Raw genomic sequence first — 12,592 nt, 5'->3', positions numbered from 1 at the left:
TGTGTATACATGGATTTGGATGATTGATTGAGGAGACTGGAACTGACGGGCATCTTGACCATAGGCATTGCTGTCGCGCTGGCTTGCGCCGCGATTGGGGTTCTTGCTTTCGGCCTGTCAATCTGGGCAGGCGTGTTGCTCTACTCGCTCAGCGGAACGGCCGCCACGCTGTTCGTTGCATGGCGGCGATTTCGTTGCATGGAATATCACGAGAGGCGCGGCTAGCCCGATTCAGTAGCCGGTGCAGCGCAGCACGACCCCGACAGTCTTGGCGATGATGGAAGCATCACCGTTCAGGCTGAGGTTTGCGGCATATTCCGCGTCGAAATTGGCGCGTTCCGCGAAGCTGCTGTTGTTGCGATCCGAAATCTGCCAGAGGCCGGTCACGCCCGGGCGCAGGTGATAATAGTCCGCACCGGGATAAAGCTGCGCCTGGTCGATCATCATCGGACGCGGGCCGACGATGCTCATGTCGCCGCGAAGGACGTTCCAGAGCTGCGGCAACTCATCCAGCGAAGTCTTGCGCAGGAAAGAACCGCTTGAGGTAATCCGCGGATCGTTCTTGAGCTTCTGGGTTTCGTCCCATTCGGCCTTTGCCTCGGGGTTGGTCGCCAGATACTCGACCAGACGCGTTTCGGCATCATCGACCATGGTGCGCAGTTTCCAAAGCCGGAAGCTGCGACCCGAACGGCCGACCCGCTGCTGCGAGTAGAACGGCTTTTCGCCATGGAACAGGATCACCAGCACCAGGATCAGCAGCACCGGCAGGACGATCGGCGCGGAAAGCAGGACCATTGCGATATCGAGGGGACGTTTCAGAAAGCGGGCGTAGAAGGAGCGTACGCCAACCGGCTCATGAGACGGCGCGGGCGTTGCATTCAGCAAAACCATCTCGGCCGTCTCGGCATCAAAGTTAGAAGTGTGCCGCATACCAATTACCCATCACAATTACTATGACGGCAGTATAGACGGGCATTTTAATAAAACTAGAAAGAATCAGTCGATTGACTAAAAGTATAGGTTTCAATGTTATCAATGGGTTGCGGTGGAAATCCTTGGGCGGGCCAAAAGACTACCTTCAGATAGCTTGGCCTCGACTTCGGTTTGGTGCGGCAGAGAATAAATCTTTGATTGAAATAACAATCATAACACATCTTTAGATTGATCTGGAGCCGTGTGGAATTGGTTGCCGCATATGATAAATGCCACAGTAATTCAATTTTAGATCGAGTTACCGGACTGTTGACCTGCCACCAAACTTTCATCCAACCGCGACCGGAGCCCGGTTGGTGTAGCACTACCTACGTTTTTAGCCCCCGACACTGGGGTTCCTGGCACTAGCAACTGTGTTCATGCGCCCGGTTGAGGCTGCCATGGGACGCCCGTTTTGAGGATTGCGTTTGCGATGGTGGCGAGTCTGCGGGCGATCGCGACGATGACGAGTTGTGGGGTTTGCCGCCCGTCCTGGGCCTTTGCGCGATCGGTTTCAGAACCGGGTTGTGACAGGCCGCGGCAAGTGCGGCTTCACAGAGCACATATCGCAGAGATCGCCGTCCTGCGCCTGACGGTGGCCTCCATGATCGTGCGGTTCATCCGTTCGACCTGGCCGTTCGTCGGGAAAACACTCCCCCGGACTGTTTTCCGATCCTCCAAACTCCACGGATGACCGGGTTTGGTCAGTCGGTGTTCGATGCCGCTCGACCATTGTCCTTGAACCGATGGCGGACAAGGTCTCGCCCTCGCAGATCATGTCGAAGCGCATGGGCAGGGAACAGATCGTGTTTCGGTTCCGAGGCTGCTCTGCGGACTGGATCCCGTTATCGGTGAGAATGGCATGGACCCGGCAGGGCACGGCTTCGGGCATGTGCTGAAGGAATTCCCAGGCTGTCTTCCTGTCGGCCCTGTCGACGAGCCGGGTCACGGCGAACCTGCTCGTCCGGTCGGTTCCAACGAACAAATATGGTTTGCCCTCAGCGGCTTGCACCTCGGCGATATCAATTTGGAAGACCCCTGTGGGGTCGCGTTTGAACTGCGACCGCTCCGGCTTGCCGCCCTCCATATCAGGCAGGCGCGAGATGCCCTGTCGTGGCAGGCATCGGTGAAGCGCAGATCGCGTCAGGTGAAGGATTGAGGGCTGCAGGGCATAAAGGCAGTCGTCCAACGGCAGAAGCGCATGAGGCCGGAACGCCACGACCATCGCCTCTTCGGCTTCGCTGAGGACGGTGGACCGAGGCTCCGACGATCCGGTCTTCATATCCTCGACCGTGGCGCGCTTGCGCCACTTCGCCACCGTCTTGGGGTTGATGCCCGGTTCCCGGCTCAGCGCCGCGAGCGAAGCCTGCGATCATCCGGGCCGGCCCCTGGACCGATGGCGGTCAGGCCCTCATCATTGCTGCTCGGACAGCGTGCGTGGTCGTGGCGCTTCCGTGACGAACCTGTCCCATGGGGCATCCTTCCATTCCAAAGAAAGGATCGCACCATCAAACCGTGGGATCAGACAGCTAGACCAGCATCGCGCGCAATTCGTCGCCCAGCTTTTCCATGCCGCGGTCGCCTTCGTGATATTTGAAGATTTTGCCGTCGCGGTCGACGATTACCGAGGTCGGCCAATAGCGCACCTCATAAGCCAGCCATGTGGCATAGCTATTGTCCTGCGAGACGGGATATTCGATCCCGTGCCGTCCGACCGCTTTTTCGAGTGCGCCTAGATCCCGCTCAAACGGGAACTCGGGCGTATGGACGCCGACAATGGTCAGGCCCTTTTCGGCCATCTCGGCATGCCACGCGGTCAGAAAGGGCAGCGTCGCCACGCAGTTCGAACAGCCAAAGGTCCAGAAATCGACCAGAACCACCCTGCCGCGCAGCCCGGCCATGCTCAGCGGTTCGGAATTGATCCAGTTCTCAAGTCCGGTGAATTCGGGCGCGGTATCGCCGGGCCCGGCCCGGACGGAACGGGGCAGCATGGTTGCCACCAGGCCCGCCGCCGCTATCGTCAGAAAATCACGTCGATTGGAAAATCGCATCGTCAGACGTCCCCATGGTCAAAGGCCGACCCGGCCCTCTGGATAGAGTTCGGAGATTCGGGCGATCAGCAAAGTATCGTAGCCCGAAGCGATCAGCGCAGCCGTGCACAGGACCAGCACCCCGCAAACCCGTTGCAGCATTGCCGTGTGCCGCGCCAGTGATCGCACCCGGCCCGACACGAACTGACCGCCATAGGCGATGATCAGCATCGGCACCCCGGCACCGATAGAATAGGCCAGCAGCAACAAAAGCTTGCTGCCCCAATCCGGGCTGGTGGCCACAAAGATCAGGATCGAGGCCAGCACCGGCCCCGCGCAGGGCGCCCAGATCAACCCCAGGCTTGCGCCAAGGGCCAAGGCCCCCAAGCCCCCCTGCCCACCTGCCGCGTTCTGTTCGGGCAGCAGGCGGGTCAGACCCGTCATGACGGCTGAAAATGGGGCAGGCCACAGCAGCGCCGCGCCCATCAGGGCAATGGCCGCCGCCGCGATCAGTCGCAGGTCAAACGCGCTTAACCCGACAAGACTAGTCACCGCGCTGAAGACCAGCGACACCAGCGAAAAGCTGAGCACAAAGCCCAGCACGATCAGCACCGGCCGCAGGGGCGAGCGCTGCCCGATCGAGGCCCCCAGCAAGATCGGCAGCATCGGCAGGATGCAGGGTGCCGCAATGGTCAGGACCCCGGCAAGAAAGGCAAAACCGAAATCAACCGGCATGATCCATCCCCTTTGGTTTCAGCGCCAGACGGTGCCCATGCCTTACATCGGCGGCTTGACACCGTTGGTTTCGGCAATCACGCGATTGGTCGAGAAAGTACCGTCTTCGGCAACCTGAGCGATGGCGAAGATTGTGGCGCCCTCGCTGAGCAGACTTGTGTCGCCCATCCCGAAGGTGACGACCGGAACGCCCTCTGGCACGGTCAGCACGACCGATTCGCCCTCATAGGACATTGTGAGTTTATCGCCCTCTGCCGAGGCTGCGGTACCGCTGATCGTCGCGGTGACCATGACGCTGTCGGGCGCCAGATCATTTGGGCCGCGCCCGACCGGCAGACCTGCGTTCGGTGGCAGGATTGAAACCTGCAGCGCGGTCAGGCCACCTTCTTCGTTCGGTACGGCTGAGGCGCTGACCAGATCCCCAGACCCGATGTCGCTGATTTCTTTCGAGGCGAGGCTGACGACCTGCAGGTTTTCTGGAACCGCGACCGCGACCAGCTCGCGCTCCCGCGTAAGGACGCGTAGGGCGCCCGGTTCGTAGCTTTCGATCGTTCCGCGAATCCGGGTGGACTGAGGTTCTGCAGCGGCAAAATCTACAGATGTCAGCGTGATCAAGGCAGCAGCAATGTATGGCTTCATATCGGAATTCCTTTCCGCTTCAGGTCGAAGGATGGGTCCATATACCTTGTGATTCGATGCATTGTATAGCTGCTTATTGACTGCCGAGCATCAAGAGGCTGTGAAATCACGGCGAGTGACTGATCGCATCGCGACATTACAGAACAAGTGAGTGCCATCGGATACCGTGCTGCTGAGGCAAAAATTGACTTTGGCGTCGCCGACCCAGTCAGCTCACGCCGCGATCATGGGGTCCAGGTTACGGTTTTCGCCACAGCTTCGACTGTCCGCGCGCAGCTAGCCGGCGCATGTCAGGCGAGACAGCGTGCTCCGGCACTATCGGCTTGTACCGGCACCATGCCGCTCGCTCCAAAGGTCCCCAGTCTTCACAAGTAGAAAGCTTGAAATTTGAGCTTTCTGAGCATTCACAACCTAAGATAAAATAAATTTGGAAAATTTCATCTTAATATTGAATTCCGCAGCTCAGGACAGGGGGCGCTGTGCTGCTGTATTTTGTGGGGAGGCCTAAAATATGATATAAACTTAATACTTACAAGTTAAAAAGCGGAAAGTCGCCCAGTTCATAAAACTGCCACTTGCCTTTGATTGCGAGGTATCTATACATAGCGGTGAATAGCAAGGCAGGCTGCTGTCTTGTTTGGGCACGTCCAGCGCTACGAGGTCTATTTTGAATTCCGAAATGCTCAAAGGTCATCTGGACGCAATCGTATTGTCGGTCATCGCCTCGGGCGCGTCATACGGCTATGCGATGATCAAGGAAATCAGAGACACCACCAATGGTGTGTTGGACCTTCCGGAGGGAACTATCTACCCCACACTGCATAGATTGGAAAATCGCGGCTTGATCACCAGCCGCAATGAAGTTGCGCCGTCAGGGCGCAAGCGGAGAGTATATTCGCTGACCGAGACCGGAAGACATGGGCTGAAGGAAAGATGCGATCAATGGATGATTTTCTCCCAATCGATAAATTCACTTCTACGAAAAACAAAGACCACGGCCGCGAACTCATAGAGGCATTTGCCAGCGAGCTCGCCAACGCAGCGTCAACGGATCGCATAATGGCCGAGCGCCTGCGTGACGAAATCACTGACCATCTAACTGAAGCTGCAGCAGAATCAGAAGCATATGATGATTCAGAATCGCGCGCTCGGGACGCTATTTCACGCTTCGGTTCGGTCGCCGAAATTGCCAGCGACTACCGTACAGTCGTCATAGAAACCCGTAGCCGAAGCCTGCGTTGGGTCGTGATTCTCGCAATATTTGTTGTGTTCGCCGTCATGCGGATGCGCGGCTTCATCCTTGAACCCGGTTGGCGCGATGATGTCGTCTCGACCATTTGGGGAACGGTGATGATGGGTGTTGATCGCTATGGCTTCGCCATCGCCAGCATGATCGTGTCGTTGAACTTGCTGATCGAGCGTCGTGAAGCAGCCAGGCTGCGGAATGCGGCACCAGATACCCCGCAACCCTTGACTGGAAGCCGCTTTCTAATGCTGGTGGTGCCAGCAGTGCTGATATTGTCCTCTGCCCTTGCGGGGATAGGTTCACTTTTCTACAGCCACACGGTCGGAACCGCTTTTATTGCACCGTTGGCCTTGCCTCAATCCATTGTTGCAGCCGCGCTTCTGACTATATGCGTTGCCATTGTTATGTCGCTTTTAAAGCTGACTCACGCATATCTCAATATCCGTGCATTAACCTCCGGATAGAGATTATCCCAAATTCCCTGAACCCAACCCCGGCACGTTAATTTTCATAACAAAGCCCACCAATCTCTAGGCCACGTCTGATTAGACGACCTCCAGAGCCTTCTTATTCGTGCCGAAACGTTCTGTTGAACCATTGGCTGCCGCATCCCGAATGCGGCGGACGGATCTTAGTTTGCTGTTACCTAGGAGAGTTCCATGTACCAATCGACAAAAGTGCCTGTAGCCGCCAACGACCGCGAACCGCTTGCAATTGTTGGAATGGCGTGCCGCCTCCCCGGAGCCGTGCTTGGTCTCGACGATTTCTGGGCATTGATGGCTGAGGGTCGCGACGGGGTCATCGAAATACCTTCCGACCGGCTTGATCTGGAAAAATTCTACGACGCTCGCGCCGATGCACCCGGAAAATTCTTCGTTCGTCAGGCCGGCTTTCTTCAGCAACCCCTGGATACTTTCGACGCGGAATACTTTGGCATATCCCCGCGAGAGGCGGCTTATCTGGACCCGCAACAGCGCCTGCTCATGGAGGTCGCATATGAGGCGATCGAAAATGCCGGGATCCCCATAGAGCGGATCACGGGCACGAATGCCGGGGTCTTCATCGGGGGTTTCATGATCGACGGTATGTTGACCCAGTTCAGCCCATTGGGTCGAACGAATATCGGACCGCATACTGCGGTCAGTTCGACCCTCACGATTCTATCGAACCGTCTGTCCTATCTTCTAGACCTGCATGGCCCCAGTTTCACCTTGGATACGGCCTGTTCGTCGTCGCTGGTTGCGATGCATCAGGCCTGTCAGGCCGTCCGGCATGGCGAATGTGATCTGGCCCTGGTCGGTGGTGTCAATGTCATCTTTCGGCCAGAGACTCTGATTGCAATGTGCAAGGGCGGCTTCCTCGCCCGCGACGGGCGCTCAAAAAGCTTTGATGCCCGCGCCGATGGTTACGGTCGAGGTGAGGGTGCGGGGGTCGTGGTTATCAAGCGTCTCAGTCAGGCGCAGGCCGATGGCGACCGGATCCATGCCATCATCCGCGGAAGTGGCGTAAATCAGGACGGCAGAACCGACGGCATCACCGTTCCGAACGGTGTATCGCAGGCAGAGTTGGTAAAGGCCGTCTGCGCAAGAAACGATATCGACCCGGCCTCGGTGACCTATGTCGAAGCACATGGCACCGGAACGGCCATCGGTGACCCTATCGAGTTGAGTGCCCTCGGCGCGGTTTTTGGCAAGGCTCGGACCGAGGATCAGGATGCCTGCCTTGTCGGGTCGGTCAAAGCCAATATCGGCCACCTCGAGGCGGCGGCAGGTATCGCGGCCGTTATCAAAACGGCACTATGTCTGCAGCGGGGCCAGATACCTCCTGTCGCCAATCTTCAGGACATCAATCCGGCGCTTGAACTCGACAGTTGGAATCTTGCGCTACCACGAACGCTGACCGAGCTTCCTTTGACGCCGCAGGGCAATCCTGGCTGGGCGGCGATCAATTCATTTGGCTACGGGGGTACAAATGCCTCGTTGATCATGGAGCCAGCGCCGCCATCCGGTAAAAAGCGCGCTGTCTCTGAAGGTGCCGCCAGCAACCTGCTGCTTCTGTCAGCGCGAACCGTCGACGCGCTGCGTGCGCTCGCTCGTGCATATATCGAACGGATTCACGGGCTCGAAGATCAGGAGTTCGGCGATCTTTGCTATTCGTCAGCCGTCCGAAGGAGCAGCTATGAATACCGCCTCGCCATCGTGGCCGACAATGCGGACGAGGCAAGGTTGGCGCTGCGCGACTATCTGGAGGGGCGCGCCAATGCCGATCTGATCGAAGGCTACGCCGAACATCACGCGATCGAACCGGTCTATGTCTTCACCGGCATGGGTCCGCAGTGGTGGGCCATGGGCCGCGAACTTCTGGACCGTGAGCCGCTGTTTCGTGAATTCGCCGAGCGAGTGGACGAGATATTCACGCCGCTTTCAGGTTGGTCGATCCTTGATGAAATGCGCAAACCCGAGGACGAGTCGAGGGTCTCGCGTACCGAGATTGCACAGCCTGCGAACTTCGTCATTCAAGCTGGATTGGTCAGGTTGCTCGAGGCCTTGGGTGTGCGCCCGGCAGCGATGCTGGGCCACAGCGTCGGAGAGGTCAGCGCCGCATATGCCGCAGGGGTCCTGACACTCGAGGAAGCGGTGCAGGTATCGCATCTGCGCAGCAAGCTGCAGGCGACCACTGCCGGCTCGGGTGCGATGCTCGCAGTCGGTCTGAGTGCAGACAAGGTCGCGCCATACCTTGACGGGTATCAGGCCCTGGTATCCATCGGCGCAGTGAACGGTCCGGCAACCATCACCCTCGCCGGCGATGAGACGGCGTTGGGCGAGATCGCTGAACGCCTGTCCGATGACGGGATATTCAATCGCGCGCTGCAAGTCGAAACGGCCTATCACAGCCCTATCATGGATCCGTTACTCGATCCGCTTGAGCAAGGGTTAAACGGTCTTTCGCCTCAACCTGCCAAGATTCCAGTTTACTCGACCGTTACCGGACTCCCCGTCGAAGCCGATGATTTCGGCGCGGCTTACTGGCGTCGCAATGTTCGCGACTGCGTCAGGTTCGCCGACACGATCGACGAGATAATAAACGACGGGCACGAATGCTTTCTGGAAATCGGACCTCATCCGGTTCTGGGCAATGCGCTGCGCGAATGCCTGCTGGCGGCGAATATTGGCGGGGTCCTTGCGTCTACTCTGCGGCGTCAGCAGCCTGAAGTCAGGTCGATTCTGCGCGGGATTGCGGCGCTCCACGTAGCCGGCTGCGCGATCGATTGGGAGATCTTCCATTCGCGGCATGATCGGGCGTTTGTCGATCTGCCAAGCTATCCTTGGCAGCGCCGCACATATTGGAGCGAAAGCCCCGCAGCCCGTGAGGACCGGTTGGGTACCCCAAAGCAAGGCGGGCTTCTGGGTCTGCAGATGGAAATGCCCGATCCGGCATGGGCAGCAAGCATCAATCGCAACCGCTACAGCTATATTTTGGATCACTGCGTCGAGGATAGCGTGGTTCTCCCGGGCGCGGCCTATTGCGAAATCGGGCTGGAGCTTGCGCAGACGGCGACCGGTACCGGGCAGGTGCGTCTGACCGACCTGACGTTCAGCCAGGCGTTGCTGATTGACGATGACGACGATGTCGAGTTGCTGACCCGGTTCGACCCGCAGACGCGGAACTTCTCGATATACAGCGCGCTGTCATCGGATCGCGGCAATTGGACACGGCACGCAGAAGGGCGGGTTTCACTACTCAACCCTGTGCCAGGCGCGATTGTCGATCTGGCCAAATTGGGCGGTGAGCTTTCTCAGACGGTGTCCGCGGCTGATCATTACGCAGCAATGGCGGCGCGTGGCCTGCAATATGGCCCGATGTTCCAAGGTGTGACCGAACTGCGCTTGTCCGCTGATCGCGCGCAGGTGCTGGCCGAAATTCGCGCGCCCAAGGAATTGCGGCTGGGCGATGAGATCCTCCACCCGGCGCTTTTGGACGCATGCTTCCAATCTCTGATCGTGTGCTTGCCCGACGATGCGCCGCCAGTCGCGTTTGTTCCTGTCCGCATCGATGAAATCGTCATCCATCAGAGCGTCGGGGATCGCTTTTGGTGCCATGGTCGCTTGCTTTCCTACGATGTGCAGCAAATGACAGGCGAGATCAGCCTGATAGCCGAGGACGGAACCATCCTGGCCGAGCTGCGTGGTATCACGGCGCGCGCACTGGGACAGGCAGAGGTCGGACCCTTGCCGGCTGCCACCGTCAACACATTGCTTGACCGTTTCGAGTGTGAACCGCAATCTCTGAACGACAGCGATGCCCTGTCAGGTGGCGCGCAATCCGTGCCCATTCTCGCGGTGATGGATGTTGAGGGGCATGGACATTGGTTGACCAACCGATTGTCCAGCGAAGGCCATCAGATCCAGACCGTCGAGCCGGGTGAAGCGCTTGAAAAGACAGGGCCTTCCTGGACCTATCGCGCCGATCGCCCTGAGGATCTGGCGGCGCTGCTGGCTGATCTGAACGAGGCCCATATTGTCGATCTGCGCGGACTCTCGGCAGGCGCGGGCGACCCGGTCGGCATTAACGACACGCTGGATGCGCTGGCTGTCATTCAGGCGATCCCGCAGGACGGAAAGCGTCGCAGGCTGAGCGTTGTGATGCGTCATTCCGATGAGCAAGCAGATATCGTGACGCCTGCGAATGCCGGGCGTCTTGGGCTGACGCGGGTGGCCGCTAATGAATATGCCGACCTGGACATTCGCATGATCCAGATCGATCACATGCAGGATCGGGCAGAAGCGCTGATGCGGGAATTGCTTTCGCAAAGTGCCGAAGATGATGTGGTTCTGACCGGTTCGGAACGGCTGGTCCGCCGCCTGCGCCCGGTCGAGGCGTCTAAACTTGCGGATGAAGCGCTGGCCTGCCGCAGCTCAGATCCGTTGGCCGACGACGAAGCAGAAGTCGAAGTGATCATTGCTTCGAAGGAACTGCCGCCCGAGGGTGAGACCAAGCCGGTGTCGAACGTTCTGGCTACCGTCGTGGCGACTGGCGCAGGGGTTCATGATCTTGCAGCCGGACAGATCGTCCTGCTGCGACATCCGGGCGATGCCCCTCGTTACCTGCGTGCCCCCGCCGAGGCAATTTTGGCTTGTCCCGAGGATACCGGCTTTAGTGAAACGCAAAGTCTGGCGCTGCTGCCGCTGACGCTTGCGATTGCAATCTTGCGGCGCGCCGGGCTGGCATCGGGCAAGACGCTTGCACTTTATGCGCCCAAACACGGGCTTCTGCAGCCTCTGGCGACGGCTGCGCGTGCCATCGGTGCTACGGTGGCCCTGATTGATCCAACCGATCCGCTGCTTGCTGCAAAAAGCTTGCAGCAAGACCATCCGTCGGGCGTCGATATTGTTTGCCTTGGGACCGATGATGAGCTCGCGGATACACTGGCCTCGATGGTGACGCCATTCGGCACTGTGGTCCGGTTGTTCGCAAACGGCGCACGGCCGCTGGCCGAAGCGGCAAACCGGGTCGAGCTGAAAATCGACCCGGCATTCTTGGCGAGCAGGGCCGATCTTTACCTGCGTCCTGCCTTGGCGGATCTCACGGCGCTTGCCGCAGAGTCGCCAATCTGGCGCATGATCGCTGAACTTTCGCCGGCAGAAATCGAACTGTCTCGCTATGTGCTGGAGCAGCACGATCCTGCCGCTCGGGTCAAGGCAGTCGCGGCGTCTTTGCCAGCGCCTCGGATCCGTGCGGATGGCGCCTATCTCGTCACCGGGGGGCTTGGCGGCTTCGGCTTTGAGATCGCCAAGTGGCTCGCCGATAAGGGGGCCGGCCATATTGTTCTGGCGGGGCGCAAAGGCCCCAAAACGCCTGGCGCGCAAGAGATGATGGCGGAATTGCAGCGGCGGGGCAGCGGGGTGACGGCGCTCTCGGCCGACATTGCCAACGCGCAGAATGTCAGTGAGATGTTCGCAAAAATCGGCAAGCTTGATCAGCCGCTCCGGGGCGTATTCCACGCGGCGGGCATTCTGGACGATGCTCCGGTTTACTCGCTGAGCGAGGATCAGATTGTCCGGGTCATGCAGCCAAAGGCGGTGGGGGCATGGCACCTGCATCAAGCCACGCGCAACATGCCGATAGATGCCTTTGTGATGATCTCGTCCATCGCCGCGCTTCTGGGGAGCCCGGGACAGGGTGCCTATGTCGCAGCCAATACATTCCTGGACAGTCTGGCCAACCATCGGCGCAAGAGCGGCTTGCCCGCGATCAGCATCAACCTTGGTGCCCTGGCCGAGGTCGGGATGGCGGCGCGTCACGAAGGGGTGGAGAAACACTTTGGCCGTGTCGGTGTCGGCTCGCTGAACCCGGCCGAAGCAATAGGCATGCTGGAGAAAATCTTTGGCTGGAACCCGGTGGCCATGGCGGCTGCACGCATGGATTGGGCGCTGTGGGGCGGAACTTATGCGAAATGGGCGGCATCGCCCCGCTATAAGCACCTGATGCCTGAAACAGGGCAAGCTACCGCAGCTGTCCAGAATGACGGGTTTGCGACCATGAGCGCCGAAGAACGCGCGGCCCTGGTCGAAAAGGTCTTGATCGACCTTGTCAGTGGTGTGCTGCGCTTGCCAGCGGACGGCATCGACATGAACCGCTCGCTGCTGAACATGGGCGTCGACTCGCTCATGGCGATGGAGTTGCAGGTAGGGGTAGATCGGGGTCTCGGTCTGCGTGTCCCCACACTGGAGTTGATGAAGGGCGTGTCCTTTGCGGCGCTGATCCGCAATATCACCGCGCTTTTCGAAAAGGCTCAGGACTCTGCAACGCCCAGCGAAAGCAAAGCCGCAGGGCCAGCGCCTAAAGTCAGTGCCGTAGAAACTGCGCCGCTGGATCCGGGCGAGCTGTTGTCGCGTCTGGACGGGATGACACCCGAGGAAATCGAGCAAACGCTGGAAACCTACAGTAACCTTGAGCGGAGCGCGTGATC

At 59.0% G+C, this 12,592-nt stretch carries 7 protein-coding genes and 1 pseudogene; 3 read left to right on the top strand and 5 right to left on the bottom strand.

Annotation, left to right across the window (positions count from 1 at the left end; genetic code table 11):
- Positions 1-231: 231 nt before the first annotated feature.
- The 5 genes and pseudogenes from IT41_RS12295 to IT41_RS12275 all read right to left on the bottom strand — a co-directional run bounded on the left by IT41_RS12295 (position 232) and on the right by IT41_RS12275 (position 4,376).
- On the bottom strand, positions 232-891 hold the full coding sequence (locus IT41_RS12295) for a sugar transferase (protein ID WP_331435314.1): 660 nt from the start codon (positions 889-891) through the stop codon (positions 232-234).
- 666 nt (positions 892-1,557) lie between these two features.
- Positions 1,558-2,444: pseudogene (locus IT41_RS12290) on the bottom strand (transposase family protein); the annotation flags it as partial.
- A 57-nt stretch (positions 2,445-2,501) separates the two neighbouring features.
- The gene (locus IT41_RS12285; RefSeq protein ID WP_197055991.1) at positions 2,502-2,963 is read right to left on the bottom strand and encodes a redoxin family protein; all 462 of its coding nucleotides are present in this window, start codon (positions 2,961-2,963) and stop codon (positions 2,502-2,504) included.
- Positions 2,964-3,041: 78 nt separating this feature from the next.
- Complete coding sequence (locus IT41_RS12280) at positions 3,042-3,737, bottom strand: cytochrome c biogenesis CcdA family protein (protein WP_036741758.1); 696 nt, start codon at positions 3,735-3,737, stop codon at positions 3,042-3,044.
- A gap of 42 nt (positions 3,738-3,779) precedes the next feature.
- Positions 3,780-4,376, bottom strand: a complete 597-nt coding sequence (locus IT41_RS12275) for a hypothetical protein (RefSeq protein ID WP_139221696.1) — start codon at positions 4,374-4,376, stop codon at positions 3,780-3,782.
- 679 nt (positions 4,377-5,055) lie between these two features.
- On the opposite strand from IT41_RS12275, the gene IT41_RS22050 reads away from it, so the two are divergent.
- The 3 genes from IT41_RS22050 to IT41_RS19495 all read left to right on the top strand — a co-directional run bounded on the left by IT41_RS22050 (position 5,056) and on the right by IT41_RS19495 (position 12,590).
- Positions 5,056-5,388, top strand: a complete 333-nt coding sequence (locus tag IT41_RS22050; RefSeq protein WP_074948119.1) for a PadR family transcriptional regulator — start codon at positions 5,056-5,058, stop codon at positions 5,386-5,388.
- Complete coding sequence (locus tag IT41_RS19980; RefSeq protein ID WP_036741753.1) at positions 5,319-6,086, top strand: hypothetical protein; 768 nt, start codon at positions 5,319-5,321, stop codon at positions 6,084-6,086. Before IT41_RS22050 ends, IT41_RS19980 begins: the two co-directional genes overlap by 70 nt.
- Before the next feature lie 195 nt (positions 6,087-6,281).
- Complete coding sequence (locus tag IT41_RS19495; protein WP_081967548.1) at positions 6,282-12,590, top strand: type I polyketide synthase; 6,309 nt, start codon at positions 6,282-6,284, stop codon at positions 12,588-12,590.
- Positions 12,591-12,592: the final 2 nt, after the last annotated feature.

Origin of the sequence: Paracoccus halophilus (assembly GCF_000763905.1) — a bacterium.
Taxonomy (GTDB): Bacteria; Pseudomonadota; Alphaproteobacteria; order Rhodobacterales; family Rhodobacteraceae; genus Paracoccus; species Paracoccus halophilus.
Note: the sequence above shows the minus strand (reverse complement) of the source record. Positions and strands in the feature narration are given on the sequence as shown.

Excerpts from the sequence above, each read along its gene's own strand:
- IT41_RS12295 (WP_331435314.1), bottom strand. The coding sequence starts at position 891 with ATGGTTTTGCTGAATGCAACGCCCGCGCCGTCTCATGAGCCGGTTGGC.
- IT41_RS12285 (WP_197055991.1), bottom strand. The coding sequence starts at position 2,963 with ATGCTGCCCCGTTCCGTCCGGGCCGGGCCCGGCGATACCGCGCCCGAA.
- IT41_RS12280 (WP_036741758.1), bottom strand. The coding sequence starts at position 3,737 with ATGCCGGTTGATTTCGGTTTTGCCTTTCTTGCCGGGGTCCTGACCATT.
- IT41_RS12275 (WP_139221696.1), bottom strand. The coding sequence starts at position 4,376 with ATGAAGCCATACATTGCTGCTGCCTTGATCACGCTGACATCTGTAGAT.
- IT41_RS22050 (WP_074948119.1), top strand. The coding sequence starts at position 5,056 with ATGCTCAAAGGTCATCTGGACGCAATCGTATTGTCGGTCATCGCCTCG.
- IT41_RS19980 (WP_036741753.1), top strand. The coding sequence starts at position 5,319 with ATGGATGATTTTCTCCCAATCGATAAATTCACTTCTACGAAAAACAAA.
- IT41_RS19495 (WP_081967548.1), top strand. The coding sequence starts at position 6,282 with ATGTACCAATCGACAAAAGTGCCTGTAGCCGCCAACGACCGCGAACCG.